The sequence below is a fragment of the Mycobacterium sp. 1482292.6 genome (assembly GCF_001672995.1).
Classification (GTDB): domain Bacteria; phylum Actinomycetota; class Actinomycetes; order Mycobacteriales; family Mycobacteriaceae; genus Mycobacterium; species Mycobacterium europaeum_A.
Genome location: NZ_LZKV01000038.1, coordinates 1 through 14,121, shown reverse-complemented (window position 1 = coordinate 14,121; position 14,121 = coordinate 1). Strand labels below are relative to the sequence as shown.

Genomic DNA, 14,121 nt, shown 5'->3' with positions numbered 1-14,121 from the left:
ATCTGCGCGGGGATGCTACCCGCTTGTCCCTGCGGCCGGCACCACGTTTGCTGCGATACTTTCCACGTGCGTTCCGAACAACTTGGCCGCCTCCTGATGCGAGCCGCGCCCCTTTTCAATGCGCCGATAGCCGCGCTGGCCAACTCCCGCCGCTTCGGCGGACTGCTCAACCGCAACATCACCATGCTGACCTACACGGGTAGACGCTCCGGGCGCACCTTCAGCATCCCGGTGTCCTATCGACGTAGCGGGAACGAGATCGTCATCGGCGTCGGCATACCCGAGGCGAAGACGTGGTGGCGCAACTTCCTGAACACCGGCGGACCCCTGACCTTGCGCCTCGACGGGGCCGACCGCGCTGGACATGCCGTCGCCAAGCAGGATGAAAGAGGACGCGTAACCGTCACGGTGCGGCTCGCCGAGGCGCATTCGTGAACTCCATAATGCCCAACCGGGCGAACCGCCGTGGGCGGCACCGAGCGGAAACTGCTTCACGACAGGGTGTTTGAGTCCTCGGAGGTCGAAAACTGTTTGCCCGTTCGCGCCAGATGCCGATCACGCCAGCCTGGTTCACCGCAGCACTGAATCACAGGCCGGACCACGTCGACGTGGACGTCGACGGTTGCCGCATACATCTGCGCGTCTGGGGTGATGCCGATCAACCGCCCGTGGTCCTCGTCCACGGTGGTGGAGCGCACTCGGGTTGGTGGGATCACATCGCGCCGTTCTTTCTCCAAACCCATCGGGTGATCGCACCGGATCTTTCCGGGCACGGGGACAGCGAAGCCCGTGGCAGCTACGACTTGCGAACGTGGGCGAGCGAAGTGATGGCGGCCGCGGCGGCCGCGGGACCCGCCGGACGACCAACCATCATCGGCCACAGCATGGGCGGTTGGGTCGTATCCACGGCGGCGATGCACTACAGCCCCCAAATCAACAGCATGCTGGTGATCGACTCCCCGTTGTGGGAGCGCGCCCCGGAGGAAGGGCGGCTGCGCAGGCACAAGCACAACCAATACCGGACGAAAGATGAGATCCTGGCCCGCTTTACGGCGGTGCCCGCCCAGGAGTTGCTCCTGCCCTACATCCGACAGCACATAGCGGCCGAGTCGGTGCGCAAAACCGACGAGGGCTGGATCTGGAAGTTCGACCCGGCGATCTACGGCGGTGAATTTCTCGAACCGACACCGGCCGACGAGGAGTCGCTGGAGACCATGCTGGCCGCGATGCGTTGCCGGGTAGGCTATTTGCGGTGTGAGGCCGGGCTGGTGCCTCCCGCGATGGCCGAACGCATCCGTTCCCTGCTTCAGCTGCGTGGCCCGTTCGTGGAATTGGCCCTGGCCGGCCACCACCCGATGCTGGACCAGCCGCTCCCCCTCGTCGCGACCTTGCGGACCCTGCTTGAATTCTGGTCGATCACTTAGGGTTTGACTCGTCTATGCATTCCAGAGAGGGGCCCGCATGCCTGAGATGCCTAGTGTCGGTTCGTGGCCGTCGGCGTTGCCCGCAGTGCAGGTCCGGGTGGCCCGACCCACGGCCCAGCTGCAGCGGATAGTCCGGTTCTACCGGGACGTGTTGTCGCTGCCCCAGCTGCATTCCGCGGATGACGGCGAATGGGCGGTCGTCATGTTCGGGCTGCCCGGCGATCAATACAACCTCGAGTTCGTCGCCCATCGCGACGGTATCGACGGAACCGCGCCGACGCGGGAGAACCTGCTGGTGTTCTACTTCAACTCGGCTGACGATCAGCAAGCGGTCGCGAGCAGGTGCCGCGACGCGGGAGCCGAGCAGGTCGTGCTCGACAACCCGTGGTGGGCCCGCAATGGGGCGATAGCCTTTCTCGACCCGGACGCGTGGACGATCGTCCTGATGCCGGCGCCCGTGCCCTTGGCGCACGCGGGGCGTTAAGCCCTGGCGCGGCGGGCCAGTTTCGCGGGTTGGTCGATGATGAGGGCCTTGCCCTGCTGGCGGATCCATCCGCGTTGGGTGAAGTCGGACAGGGCTTTGTTGACGGTTTCGCGCGACGAGCCAACGAGTTGGGCGAGTTCCTTCTGCGTGAGGTGGTGCTCGACGAGCACCGATCCCCCGCTGCTGGTGCCGAAACGCATTGCCAGGTCCAGGATTTGCTTGGCCACCCGGGCGGGGACATCGGTGAAGATCAGGTCGCACAGCGTGTTGTTGGTATGCCGAAGCCGGCGCGCCAGCACCCGCAGCAGCTGCTCGGCAATTTCGGGCCGTTCGACAATCCATGTCCGCAACGCGCGACGGTCCATCCTGACCGCTTCCACCTCGGTCAGGGTGATCACCGTGGAGGTCCGCGGGCCGGGATCGAAGAGCGCCAGCTCACCGAACACGTCCCCGGGACCCAGCACCGCGAAGACGGTTTCGCGACCGTCTGTGGTCTGATGGCGGATCTTCACCGCACCCGACAGGATGACGTAGAGGTCATCGCCCAGCTCGCCCTCGACGAAGACGGTGCGCCGGCGCGGAAACGACACGTGCTCCAGGTGGCGAGCCAACGCCTCGACCGCATCGGGAGCGATCCCCTGGAAGATGCCGGCTCGCGCCAATACTTCGTTCACGCCGCCCCTTTCAACGCGTTTCGCACGGCGTTGCGCGCGCTAGGCGCTGCTCCAGAGTGGGGGCGTCTTGGCTCGCTGTCCAGACTTTACACCAGGCCCGAGATTCGTAACGCGGCAGGTCAGGCCGCGGGCTGGACGTGCAGCGACGCGCCGTTGAGTGGGCGGAGCGGGCCGCTTATGCCGCCGACGTGGTGACGGTCGACGCGATGGTCACCTCGGAGTACAGGTTTCCGCATGCATCACAATCGACCTGATACTCGAGCTTGTGGTCATCGCGTTCCAGAAACCGGTACTGCGCCCACGCCATGCAGCGGGGGCACCGCGCACGACCGTGCTCGATTGCCATTCGCTAAACCCTTCACTCGCCGAAGACACACTGGAAGTACCCCGTGCCAAGCCGGTCTAACCACCGAGTGTCGACTGCCCATGGACGCCGGGCCCGGGACGGCGTTCGGCCCTAGTAGTTGAGCCCCGAAAACATGATCCGGCCGGGATCGTATTTCTGCCGCACGGCGCTCAGCCGCGATAGGTTCGGGCCGAAATAGCGCGAGGGCGACTGGTTGGCCTCGATGTAGTTGACATAGCCGCCGACCGAATACTGTTGCACGGCTTGATGTGCCGTGGTAAGCCAGTTGGTCGCGGCCGCGGGATCGCCCGTTTCCACATACCACTGCACCAGCGCCGACTGGCGCCGCCACGGAAAAGCGGTGGCTCCGGGCGCCACCGTGGCGAGGGCACCGTCCAGCGCGTGCATGATGGCCAGCATGCGCCCGGCGCCGCGGGGAAACGCATTGACCGCCGCGGCGATCCCCTGCGCCACGCCCGCGTTGACGGTGGTGAAGACGTCTGATCCACCGACATAGCCGAGCGGTGACGGGTTGAGATTGCCGACGGCCAGATAGTTCACCAGGTCCAGGTAGTTGAACGTGTGGTTCTCCGTGCCCGACGGCTGCAGCCCCACCGCCTGGGTGATCGCGGCCGCGGCGCTGTTGCCTGACCCGGCCGGGCAGGTCGCCAGGATCCGGCAATGCACACCCATCGCGTCGACGGTGGCGTCCGCCAACGCCCAACTGTTCTGGTCGGCGGTGCGCAACCAGTTCTGCCAACCGACGAGGACCTGCGCGAAGGACTGCGGCGGGAAGTTGAGGTTGACGACGTCGACGTCTTTGGTGGGAAACGTGGCGAAGGTCAGGGAGGTGGTCACGCCGAAGTTGCCGCCACCGCCGCCGCGCAGCGCCCAGAACAGGTCGGGATTGCTGGCGGCGGACGCGGTGACCGCTTGACCGCTGGGCAGCACCACCGACGCCGACGTCAGCTGGTCACAGAGCAGGCCGGCATGCCGGGATTGGGCCCCCATGCCGCCACCGAGCGCATGCCCGGCGGCACCGACTGACGGGCAGGTACCGGTGGGGATGCCCCGACCGGCAGCGGCCAGCGTCCGGTGCATCGTGTACAGACTCGTGGCCGGCGTCACCGTGACCTGTCCCGTCGCGGCGTCGTAGTTGGCGTCCCCGGGCAGTTGGCGCAGGTCGAGCACCATGGTTCCGTTCGCGGTCGACGCGCCGATATAGGAGTGTCCGCCGCTGCGGGGGGCGACCTTCAGGTTGTGGGCTGCCGCGAAGGCCATCGCCTTCTGAACGTCGGCCGCCGATGTCGGGGTGACGACCGCCGCCGGCGTCGACCCGTTGTAGTTGGTGTTGAAAACCTGCTTGGCTCCGGCGAATTGGGGGCTGTCCGGAAGCACCACCTTCCCGCCGAGCGCCGTGGACAGCCCCTCCCAACCTGTGGGTCTCGGGTCGGCCGCCACTCGGGGTGCGCCGAGGACCGCGCCGCTGGCCAACGCCCCGACGGCGCCCCGCAAAAATAGCTGCCGCGAGATCTCACGCGCCATCGTCGGGCTCCCGCGATTGCCTCATGCCTCGAATTGTCAACGACGGCAAGCGCGGTGCCGCACGACGTGTCGGGGGGTGATCCAAACGTGCTCGAACCGTTACCCGGCGCCTTTGCCGTTGTCGACTCGATAGACCGCGCCGTGGATGGCGGCCGCGGCGTCGCTGGCGAGGAATGCGATGACGTTGGCGACGTCGAGGGGTTGCATCATGCCGCGCGGTGAGGCCGTGCGCATGATCAGGTCGTAGTTGGGATCGTCTGGCGCGCTGAACTGTTCGATCTGCGGCGTGAGCATTCCGCCTGGACATACCGCGTTGACGCGCAAGCGGTCCGCGGTGTATTCCACGGCCAACGCGCGGGTGAGGCCGATCAGGCCATGCTTGGCGGCGCAGTAGCCGGCCGAGTAGGCCTGGCCTTCGACACCGGCGATGGAGCTGACGTTGACGATGTTTCCACCGCGCTCCAGCAGGTGGGGCAGGGCAGCCCTGCACAGGTAGAACGGTCCGTTGAGGTTGACCGCAAGGTCCTGTTCCCAGTCGTCGTCGGTCATCGACTCGGTGCGGCGCATCTGGTGTCGCCCGGCGACGTTGACCAGGACGTCGAGGCCACCGAAATCACGCACGCACTGCTCGACCGCGTCCCGGCAGGCCTGCGCCGACCCGATGTCCACCGACGCAAACCCGCCGCTTTCGATATCGGCGAAGACGTCAGCCAGGCGCCGGGCATCGCGGCCGATGCCGAAAACCGTTGCGCCCTGCCGGGAGAACAACTTTGCGGTTTCTGCGCCGAGGCCCGACGACGCCCCGGTCACCAACGCCACTTTGTCTTGTAGTGCAGCCATGCCCGTTCCGTCCTTCTTGGCGACAGTCGATTCGGCAGACTACTTGGTGGGATCTACCAGGACCGCAACCGCACCACGCTGCCGCGCCGAAGATGCGGTGGCGCAACTATTCTCATGCCGTATCTGGCGGCGATGTCGGAGACGATGCGCTCGGCCCGCACGCGTTGCCGGATGCGGCGCACGGCGATCATCGCGAGCAGGCCGATGGCCTGCCTGCTCAGGGCGATGCGGCTGGTTCGCTTCCTCCAGCTCGGCGGCGGCCAGGCCGGCCGCCGTCCCGCGTAGTAGCCGAGGCAGGTTGCCGTCGCGAGCGCGGCGATCACCGCGATTACCGTCACCTGTCGAGCGTCCTTCGTCGCCGTCGCGCGGAGGTCACGGGTGGGCTACACCTCGGCCACCAAGTCCCGGATCGGTGGGGCCGCTCAGCGCCGGAAGACGACCCACCTCATCGCGCTGTACATGTACACCGCTTCACAGCCGCCCGCCGCCAGGCGCGACAGCTGATAGTGCACGCCGATGGCCGCGAGCGCCGTGGTAACCCCGAGGATGAAAGCCAGATAGTTGACGGCGACCACCACGGCGTAGGTCAGCACCTGAGGCCCGACCGCGGCGTGGGACCGAAAGTTCAATACGCGATTGAGGACGTAGCTGAGTGTGAAAGCGCATCCGTAAGCGATCGTCACGGCGATGGGCACCGGAAGGGCGAGCCCGCTGCGCAAGCCCGTCAGGATCGTCAGGTCGAGGCCGAAGGTGAAACCGTTGATCACACAGAAGCCCACGAGCGTCGGCGCGACGACCGCCTTCAGGCCGAACGGCAGCCGGCCGACAACCGCCTCGCACCAGTTGTGGAACCGGCCGGCCACGCCTGAGTGGCTGGCCGAGGGTTCCGCTCGCACCTGAGCACGGTGACATGACCAGGTATCTATTGGGTGATCAGTTGGCCAACTTCCACCGATCGCGCATCGTTCCTTTCGCTGCGGATTACGCCCTACGATTCGGAATGTGGACGAGATGCCCCACTACACCGGCCCGATAGATCCGGCGAACCGCAATATCTTTGGGGCATGCCTGTCGCTGATCGGGTTGGCGACGATGATGCTCGCCCTTCTGCTGCTGCTGACGGTCTCGAGCAACCGCGCTTTGGCGTTCAAATTGGAAGCCGGGTTCTTTCCGCCGTCCTCCGAATCCGCGGTGCAGTCGGCGCGCACCGAGGTCGTCATCGCGGCCGTGTTAATTGTCCTGTCGACCGCTTCGGCGATTACGGCGGTCATTTTTCGCTCGACCATCGCGTGGCGGCTCATCGGTGGCGTGACGCTGCTGGCTTCGCTCCTGGCCGGCCCCTTGCTCTGGGTCTGCTATGACATGGCATTCTGAATCCGCCGTCCTGCCACTATGATTCGTGTCAAGCGTGTCCCCGATTTCAAGGGCGAGGACGTCGTGTTGTTGGCGGCCGACGGCACCGGTATTGACACCCTGCTCGCGACGCTGGCCGACGCGCTAGGGGAGGGCTCGTCACGCCTGGCGGGCGCCGATGTCGTCCACGACTTTGTCATCGAGGCCGGTGCGGCCCACATCGAACTCTGGGACGATCGCGCCCTGTGGCGGCTGGACCCCGGGAAGGCGACCGAAATCGTCGAGAAGTTACGGGTGCTGAGTGCCAGCGGGCGCCCCGGCCACCACTACGTCGACGACATGTCGGGCCCTGCGCCCACGCTGGTGCTGTCACGCGACGAATACCTCGCGCCGAGCTGGCTGACCGCGGGCAGGGAGCCGCTGTTTGGTGACTTCGCGCCGGGCGCCGGCGACGAGTCGCCGTAAGCGTGCGGGCCGCGGGCGTGTGAAAACCCGTTGCTCATAATGGGTTTTGCAACATCGCATCAGTCAGTGGCGAAGCAGTACATTCGGTAGATCAGTTGCTCGTCTTCGAGTTTCTGGCAGATGTTCCTGAATAACCTGTCGACGTAGAAATTCGGGAGGCGGGACTGCTCTTTCAAGACCGGCAGATTATTCTCTACGCCACGCGCAACTTGTTCACTGATGTTCCTTTCGGAAACGAGCCGCATCGGGGCGTTGCGCAATTCGTGGTCCCAATTGCCGATGTCCAGGCGGCGGCGGACGTCGGCGTAAAGGAAATGGCTTCCCGGGCTCAGCACCCGAGCGACTTCGGCGAGGAAGCGGTCGAAGTCGGCGTAGCCGTGTGAGGCTTCGACGTTGATCACCACGTCGAACGATTGATCGGCGAAGGGCAGGCTCTCTGCGTGGCCCTGGACGAAGTCCAGGCCGGGCTGTTGGTGCTTTCTGCGGCAGAAGTCGATGCCGGCGGAGTTCAAGTCCAGCCCTGTATAGGAAGCTGGAGCCAGGGTGCGCACCAGGTAGGAGGCTCCGCCGCCGTGTCCGCAACTGACTTCCAATACCCGCTTGTCGGTGAGATCCACTTGGGTGGCGACGCGGTGGTATAGCTGAATGAAGTATCGGTCCGACTCGTCGGAATTCGCCAACGGCAAGGCCATCGGCGGATCCTCCTCATAACCCCAGCTGAGGAATACCAGATCATCGGTGCTGGAATAGCGCGTGGCGAAGGGGTACCAGTACCGGCTGAGGGTTGAGTTGTAGCGGTTCCAAAGGGAATACGAATACTTCGCAATGGATCTGCGGCACGTATCGAAACCCAAGCGGTCTGTGACGCTCATCGGTACAGTATGGACGCCATCCTGGCCCGGCGAGGCAGACTGACTCTTAGATGCGCTCGCCGTGTGTCAGACCGGGAAAGTGACCCCGGTCAGCTCCTCTGACACCGCCCAGAGTCGGCTCTGCAGCGCCTGGTCGTGCGACTGCTTGCTTGATCTGACGACCTTGGGGTGGCCGTGATTCTCCAAGATGCGGTCTGGTCCGTAGTACTGCCCGCCCTGCGCCGCTGAATCGGTGGCGGCCCGCAGTGTGGGCAGCGCGCCCATCTCGGCGCTCTGCGCCCACACGTTCCAAACTATTTGAGCGGGCGGCCGAATCCATGCCGGCATGTTGCGGAGCAATTCGGTCTTCGACCCGCCCGGGTGCGCGGCCAGCGCGACAGTCGCAGTGCCGTTGCGGGCCAACCGGCGCTGTAGCTCGTAGGTGAACAACAGGTTTGCCAGTTTGGACTGCCCGTAGGCCTTGACGCGGTTGTAGGCGCGTTCCGACTGCAGATCATCGAAGTTGATTTTCGCCAGGGTGCGATGTCCGACGCTGCTGACGGTCACCACGCGTGAGCCGTCGGTCTGCAGCAGTCGGTCTAGGAGCAACCCCGTCAATGCGAAGTGACCGAGATGGTTTGTGCCTAATTGCAATTCGAACCCGTCCTGGGTGCGGGCCTTATCCGTGTAACAGACGCCGGCGTTGTTGATCAGTAGGTCGATACGTTGGTGCACCGACTTGATCTGCTCGGCGGACTTGCGGATCGCCCGCAACGACGTGAGGTCCAGATGCTGTATCGCGACGCTGGCGTTTGGATGTTGGGCGGTGATCCGGGCCGCAGCATCCTTGCCCTTGTCGGGGTGACGCACCGCGAGCACCACATCGGCGCCTTTGCCGGCCAGCGCGACCGCGGTGTGGAAGCCGATCCCGGTGTTGGCCCCGGTGATGACGGCGACGCGGCCGGATTGGTCGGGAATATCGACGACGGTCCACTTGGTCCTCATCGGTCGTTCTCCTTGGACTCACAGGGCAGTTGGGAGGTCTGACGACCGTGTCCGAATGTCACTCTTCACCTGCGGCTGCCGTCGGAATGCCCCGGCCCGCGCCGTCATCGCCACCACCGGTGGCGGCCGGTCGGCGTCGTGTTCGCTCGGACGCCCGGCCGAGCGACCGCACCAGCAAACCGTATAAGCCTGGGCCGAAGGGCCATTGGGTCACAATTGCCCCGGTCGCTCCGCGATAATAGTTGTGCGCCGACCCCCATACCGTGCGGTTCACCTGTTTTTGAAGCCACGCGTGATATCGATCCGTCCAGCTGTGCTTCACTTCGATCGCCGTGATGCGTTGCCGCTGCATCCGCTTGACCGCATGGACGATGTACCCGGCCTGGTGCATCAGCATCGACAGGACTACCGCGCCATTGGTCCCAGGTCCGTACATCATGAAGAAATTGGGGAACGTTGGAACCGTGATGCCAAGGAAGGCTTTCGGTTCTTCCTGCCAGAATTCTTGCAGCAGCTGGCCGGTGCTCCCCCGAACCTCCATGGTCCCGAGATAATTCGTTGCTTGAAAACCGGTAGCCATCACCAGTGCGTCGATGCGCCGTTCGACGCCCGCATCATCGACGACGCCGGTCGGCGTCACCGAGGCGACGGCATTCGATACCAGCTCGACGTTATCGAGCTTGAGCGATGGATAGAAGGTCGAGTTGAAAACCAAGCGCTTACCCCAAAACGGGTAGCTGGGCGTCACCGCCTCCTTGAGATCGGGCCGGTCCCGAAATTCCTTCTCAATGTGCTTCAGGGCGGATTTTTGCCCAGCGGAATGAAACAACGTTCCCTGCCGAAAAGGGGCACCCCGAAGGTAGAACGCCTCGGCCAACGCCAGCCACTTCACCCGCGCCCAGCGGTACCGCCACGGGAGGCCCAGCGCGGCTCGCTGTCTGGGCGTGTAATCACGCGCGTCCTTCGGTACAACCCAACCTGGCTCGCGTTGAAACACGTAGAGCTGCTTCACGATCGGCGCTAGTTCTGGCACGATCTGGGTCCCCGTCGATCCGGTCCCCACTACCGCGACTGTCAGATCCCGGAGATCATGCTCAGAGTCCCAGCGCGACGAGTGGAACTTGGGACCTTGAAATGAATCCAATCCGGGCCACGTCGGGTATTTCGGAATGTTCAGGAATCCCGTCGCTCCGACCAGGGCATGGCACCATGTCGCTTCCCCCGTGCTGAGCGTCAGATGGTAGATATGCGCCGCTTCGTTCCACCGCGCGGACTTGACCCCCACGCCACAGTGCAGATGAGAACGCAGGCCGAACTCATCGATGGTGTCGTTGAGGTACCGCAGAAGCTCGGGTTGCTTGGCGTGGGTTCTGCTCCACCGGTGTTGCTTGAAGGGATACGAGTAGACGAACGAGACCGTGTCCACCTCGGCGCCGGGGTACCGGTTGTACCACCAGGCGCCGCCGGGCTGCTCAGCCTGTTCATAGATCGTGAAGGTGTCGATGCGGGCTTTTTTCAGCAGCACCGCTAGGCCGATGCCTCCGAATCCTGCGCCGACTATCACAATCCGGGGCGTCCCGACGCCGCCGAAGGGGCCCGCCGCGCTCATGGATTCCGATCCACACCGTGAGTAGCGATCGGGTTGCGGCGGTTGGCGTGCCCCAACCCCCCGGCGCACCATTTTTGTTGCAGCACGGCGAATCTCGGTGGCGTCACTTGCCGGCCGTCAACAGCAAGAGTTGTCCGGCCGCGCCCAAGCACCTGTGCGTTGGGAATCATTGATAGAGGTCCGTTTGCTCGGCGCGTACACCGGGCTGGAGTAGCCCGAGCAAACGCAGGTCGGTGGCGTACTTGATGATCGTCGACGCGGAAATACGTGGAATGTCGTTGTCTGGACCAACATTTGCTTTGCGCACAGCAGCTCGGAATCGATCCACCGGCGCAAAGGAGCCCACTGTCGGTTCCGGTGGCCGCCGGTCCTTGGTGTCACCCATCAGCGCCAGCAACATGGACAGCACCGAGTGTTGGCGCTGTCGCTCCGGCAAAGCACGCAATCCGACCTCGAATCGGTCTAACCACTGGCCGAAGTCGTCGATGCGCTCGATCGGATAACCGGCCTCGATCAGCCAGTCCACAAATTGGTCAAGCCCGGCGCCATCATCGTGCGGGTTCATCACGTGATAGGTCTCGAACCCCTCAGCGCCTTGTGCGCCCAGCGCGGCAATCGCCTCAGACACGAAATCGACTGGCAGTCCGTCATAGTGCGCACGTTGCCGGTTTCCGGCCTCATCCAGCTGGTAAAAAGAACGCGGTGCGACGCCGGTGGCGACCACACTGAGCACCATCCGGGTGATCATGTCCGTCAGATTGAGCTGGGCCGCATAGGTGGTGTCGGCCAGGATCATGCCGCTGCGGAACACCGCAGTCGGCATCCCGCATAGGTCGTGGGCCTCGCGCAGTAAGACCTCACCGGCCCACTTGCTATTGCCGTAGCCGTTGGCGTAGCTGTCGTCGACGATGCGGTGGGCGCTGATCAGCCGGATGTCGGCATCCTCGGTGAACATCGAGGGCTCGATCTGACGGCCGACGTCGTATGTCGAGACGAATGTGTAGCGCTTGAGCTTCGTAGTGAGCGCAAGGCGGATCAGAGTAGCGGTGCCCACGACATTGGGTCCGAAGAGTTCACGGTAGGGCAGGACGAGGTTGACCAAGGCCGCGCAATCGACGATCAGATCCACGCTGGCGGCCAGGCGCTGCCAAGCCAGCGCATCTATGCCCAGACTGGATTTGCTCGTGTCCCCGGCGATGACCTCCAGACGGTCGGCGGCTAGTTCACGGAAGTGCCGCAGCATTTCCCTGTCCTTGCTGTCGAAGGTGCGATCCAGTCGTTGCCGCGCATGCTCGTCGGAGTCGGCCCTTATCAAGCAGATCAGCTTGCCGCCTCGCGGTTCGAGCTTTTTCAGCCATTCCAGGACGAGGTAGCGCCCGAGGAAGCCGGTTGCCCCGGTCAGTAAGACTGTTCGGACTTCGGCGCTCGGGCCGGGCAGCGTCGGCGCGGCGGACAGCGTGGCGGCGTCGATGAATTTGTCTAGCGTGAGATCGCTGGCGTGCACCTCGGTGGGGGTGTCACCGTGCACGGACGCAAAGCTGGGTCCTCGAGCCTCGCCCTCGGGCATCGAGCCAACGATCATGTGTTGACGCAGACCGGTGACCGTCGGTGCGTCGAACACGGCGCGCACCAAAAGGTCGGCGTTCAGCCTGGAGTTAATCGCTGCGACCAAGCGCATTGCCGACAACGAATCCCCGCCCAACTCGAAGAACGAGTCGTCGACTCCGACCCGTTCCAGCCCGAGTACCTGGGCATAGATACCGGCGAGGGCCTCCTCGACCGCATCCGAGGGAGCGCGGTACCTGTCGATGCCGCGATACTCCGGTACCGGCAGAGCGCGCCGGTCAAGCTTGCCCGAGATGGTCAGTGGGAAAACGTCGAGCACTACATAATGCGCGGGAACCATGTAATCAGGCAACTGCTCGGTCACTCGCTCACGCAGGGCGCTGAGTGCGGAGTTGGTGTGGGGATTATTGGTGAGCGCGGCGCGATGCCGGGTGTCGTCGGAGGGCAGGTACAGGTCGCTCAGAGGTGAGAGTTCTGCGGAGGCTGGGTCATTCGCTGAAATGAATACAGCGTCGAGGGTTCCGGATTCGGCGCCCCACGTGACGGCGACGCGGTATCCGGCGGTTCGGCCGATCCGGTGCAACTGTTCTGGCGTGGCGGTGTTTCGGATTTCGGCGGCTTCGGCGAAGGCTTCGTCCAGCGATAGTCCCGCGGTGATTGCTCGTTCGATGTGGACGTCGGTGGCCAGACCGGTGCGAGGGATTTCGGTGACGCGGACGGCACCGGGACGCCGGGACGTCAGCCGATTGCACAGGTCTTGCGGGCTATCGAATTGGTTCCACGTCCAAGCGGACACAGCGGCCACTGAGCGTACTGGGACGGGAGCGGTATGGGCGACGACGTCGTAGCGATACCGAGTCAGTTCATTGTCGGCCAACCCGCGTTTGACGCGGATGTCGACCCCCGTCACCTCCGGGTGACTAGCGGCCCAGGCGGTGAAAAACTCTGGCGCCACGAGCAATTCGGCGTCGCTGAGGATCGCCCGGTGTACGCGTTCGCGAATCTCGGCAGCGTCGGTGCCTGCGGTGCGGGCGAGTGCCACAGCGGCCTGGAACGCCCTGTGCAGACTGTGGTTACGGACGTCCCCGATGAAAAGTGTCCCGCCGGGGGCCAGTAGATCGACCGCGTTGTCCAACAGGCCGGTCAGATACGCCCGGTTAGGGAAGTACTGGATGACCGAGTTGAGGATGATGGTGTCGAAATAACCCGGGCGAAGCGCTTCGGTGACGTGGGCCGGCTGAGTCAGCAACTGGACTCGATCACGCCACGGGATCTGCAGTTGGTCCAGTGACCGACCAAGTTTGTCGATGGCCACCTTCGACATGTCGGTGGCTACGTAATGGTCGCAATGCGGGCCGATCTGTGACAGCAACAAGCCCGAACCCACACCGATTTCCAAAACCCGTCGCGGTTGCGTCTCCATGATCCGATCCACCGTGGCCGCGCGCCACTCCACCATCTCCCCGCGCGGAATCGGGTCACCGGTGTAGCTGCTGTTCCAGCCCCGGAAATCGGCACCGAACGCTGACTCTTCGGCTTCATCTCCATACACGTCGTCCCAGATGTGTTGCCATTCTTCGACAATTTCGGCGTTATGGTCAGGTGCGGTGCTGCGATCGAGGGTGAGGTATGCGACGAGCCGTTTGTCTCCGGGTTGGTCTTCGCGGGCAATGACGACTGCCTGCTTGATGCTCTCGATTCGGTTCAAGGCGGCTTGGATTTCGCCGAGTTCGATGCGGTAGCCGCGAATCTTGACCTGCTCATCCGCGCGGCCCACATAGCGCAACTGCCCATCGGGTGTCCAGCACACCAAATCCCCGGTGCGATACATCCGCGCACCCGGCCCCCCGAACGGACACGCCACAAACCGCGACCCCGTCAACGACGCACGCCGCCAATACCCCACCCCCACACCAGCACCGGCCACATACAACTCACCAACCACCCCCACGGGCACCG

16 protein-coding genes are annotated in these 14,121 nt (G+C 64.3%); 5 read left to right on the top strand and 11 right to left on the bottom strand.

Annotation, left to right across the window (positions count from 1 at the left end; translation table 11 throughout):
- The first annotated feature begins 96 nt into the window (after window positions 1-96).
- Window positions 97-435, top strand: a complete 339-nt coding sequence (locus A5624_RS02680) for a nitroreductase/quinone reductase family protein (RefSeq protein WP_066861112.1) — start codon at window positions 97-99, stop codon at window positions 433-435.
- 56 nt (window positions 436-491) lie between these two features.
- Here A5624_RS02680 and A5624_RS28850 read toward each other — a convergent pair whose 3' ends face one another.
- On the bottom strand, window positions 492-683 hold the full coding sequence (locus A5624_RS28850) for a hypothetical protein (RefSeq protein ID WP_156748760.1): 192 nt from the start codon (window positions 681-683) through the stop codon (window positions 492-494).
- Between A5624_RS28850 and A5624_RS02675 the strand changes: the two genes are divergently transcribed.
- Together A5624_RS02675 and A5624_RS02670 are read left to right on the top strand one after the other, a co-directional pair.
- Complete coding sequence (locus A5624_RS02675) at window positions 669-1,424, top strand: alpha/beta fold hydrolase (protein WP_066861256.1); 756 nt, start codon at window positions 669-671, stop codon at window positions 1,422-1,424. The genes A5624_RS28850 and A5624_RS02675 overlap by 15 nt on opposite strands.
- 37 nt (window positions 1,425-1,461) lie before the next feature.
- Window positions 1,462-1,908: a VOC family protein gene (locus A5624_RS02670; protein ID WP_066861109.1), complete on the top strand. Its 447-nt coding sequence runs from the start codon at window positions 1,462-1,464 to the stop codon at window positions 1,906-1,908.
- Here A5624_RS02670 and A5624_RS02665 read toward each other — a convergent pair.
- The 6 genes from A5624_RS02665 to A5624_RS02645 form a co-directional block, all read right to left on the bottom strand.
- Complete coding sequence (locus A5624_RS02665) at window positions 1,905-2,582, bottom strand: Crp/Fnr family transcriptional regulator (RefSeq protein ID WP_066861106.1); 678 nt, start codon at window positions 2,580-2,582, stop codon at window positions 1,905-1,907. The two genes, A5624_RS02670 and A5624_RS02665, sit on opposite strands and share 4 nt — an antisense overlap.
- Before the next feature lie 175 nt (window positions 2,583-2,757).
- Window positions 2,758-2,928, bottom strand: a complete 171-nt coding sequence (locus tag A5624_RS27970) for a hypothetical protein (RefSeq protein WP_156748759.1) — start codon at window positions 2,926-2,928, stop codon at window positions 2,758-2,760.
- 111 nt (window positions 2,929-3,039) lie between these two features.
- Complete coding sequence (locus A5624_RS02660) at window positions 3,040-4,473, bottom strand: FAD-binding oxidoreductase (RefSeq protein ID WP_066861101.1); 1,434 nt, start codon at window positions 4,471-4,473, stop codon at window positions 3,040-3,042.
- Between the two features lie 99 nt (window positions 4,474-4,572).
- Complete coding sequence (locus tag A5624_RS02655) at window positions 4,573-5,313, bottom strand: SDR family NAD(P)-dependent oxidoreductase (RefSeq protein ID WP_066861099.1); 741 nt, start codon at window positions 5,311-5,313, stop codon at window positions 4,573-4,575.
- Between the two features lie 53 nt (window positions 5,314-5,366).
- Window positions 5,367-5,651, bottom strand: coding sequence for a hypothetical protein (locus tag A5624_RS02650; protein ID WP_066861096.1), 285 nt, complete (start codon window positions 5,649-5,651; stop codon window positions 5,367-5,369).
- An 84-nt stretch (window positions 5,652-5,735) separates the two neighbouring features.
- Complete coding sequence (locus A5624_RS02645) at window positions 5,736-6,209, bottom strand: GtrA family protein (protein ID WP_066861093.1); 474 nt, start codon at window positions 6,207-6,209, stop codon at window positions 5,736-5,738.
- 106 nt (window positions 6,210-6,315) lie between these two features.
- Between A5624_RS02645 and A5624_RS02640 the strand changes: the two genes are divergently transcribed.
- Window positions 6,316-6,687: a hypothetical protein gene (locus A5624_RS02640; RefSeq protein WP_066861089.1), complete on the top strand. Its 372-nt coding sequence runs from the start codon at window positions 6,316-6,318 to the stop codon at window positions 6,685-6,687.
- Between the two features lie 18 nt (window positions 6,688-6,705).
- On the top strand, window positions 6,706-7,131 hold the full coding sequence (locus A5624_RS02635; RefSeq protein ID WP_066861086.1) for a hypothetical protein: 426 nt from the start codon (window positions 6,706-6,708) through the stop codon (window positions 7,129-7,131).
- A gap of 59 nt (window positions 7,132-7,190) precedes the next feature.
- On the opposite strand, the gene A5624_RS02630 is transcribed toward A5624_RS02635, so the two are convergent.
- From A5624_RS02630 to A5624_RS02615, 4 genes are all read right to left on the bottom strand, one after another.
- Window positions 7,191-8,003 (bottom strand): phthiotriol/phenolphthiotriol dimycocerosates methyltransferase, encoded by an 813-nt coding sequence (locus A5624_RS02630; protein WP_066861083.1) that lies wholly within the window; start codon window positions 8,001-8,003, stop codon window positions 7,191-7,193.
- 66 nt (window positions 8,004-8,069) lie between these two features.
- Window positions 8,070-8,987: an SDR family NAD(P)-dependent oxidoreductase gene (locus A5624_RS02625; RefSeq protein WP_066861080.1), complete on the bottom strand. Its 918-nt coding sequence runs from the start codon at window positions 8,985-8,987 to the stop codon at window positions 8,070-8,072.
- Window positions 8,988-9,045: 58 nt separating this feature from the next.
- Window positions 9,046-10,596, bottom strand: coding sequence for an NAD(P)/FAD-dependent oxidoreductase (locus A5624_RS02620; RefSeq protein WP_197518906.1), 1,551 nt, complete (start codon window positions 10,594-10,596; stop codon window positions 9,046-9,048).
- A 166-nt stretch (window positions 10,597-10,762) separates the two neighbouring features.
- On the bottom strand, window positions 10,763-14,121 hold a 3,359-nt coding region (locus tag A5624_RS02615), incomplete at its 5' end, for a thioester reductase domain-containing protein (RefSeq protein ID WP_156748757.1).

Coding starts and splice junctions, on each gene's coding strand:
- A5624_RS02680 (WP_066861112.1), top strand. CDS start 97: ATGCGAGCCGCGCCCCTTTTCAATGCGCCGATAGCCGCGCTGGCCAAC.
- A5624_RS02670 (WP_066861109.1), top strand. CDS start 1,462: ATGCCTGAGATGCCTAGTGTCGGTTCGTGGCCGTCGGCGTTGCCCGCA.
- A5624_RS27970 (WP_156748759.1), bottom strand. CDS start 2,928: ATGGCAATCGAGCACGGTCGTGCGCGGTGCCCCCGCTGCATGGCGTGG.
- A5624_RS02660 (WP_066861101.1), bottom strand. CDS start 4,473: ATGGCGCGTGAGATCTCGCGGCAGCTATTTTTGCGGGGCGCCGTCGGG.
- A5624_RS02655 (WP_066861099.1), bottom strand. CDS start 5,313: ATGGCTGCACTACAAGACAAAGTGGCGTTGGTGACCGGGGCGTCGTCG.
- A5624_RS02635 (WP_066861086.1), top strand. CDS start 6,706: ATGATTCGTGTCAAGCGTGTCCCCGATTTCAAGGGCGAGGACGTCGTG.
- A5624_RS02630 (WP_066861083.1), bottom strand. CDS start 8,003: ATGAGCGTCACAGACCGCTTGGGTTTCGATACGTGCCGCAGATCCATT.
- A5624_RS02625 (WP_066861080.1), bottom strand. CDS start 8,987: ATGAGGACCAAGTGGACCGTCGTCGATATTCCCGACCAATCCGGCCGC.
- A5624_RS02620 (WP_197518906.1), bottom strand. CDS start 10,596: ATGAGCGCGGCGGGCCCCTTCGGCGGCGTCGGGACGCCCCGGATTGTG.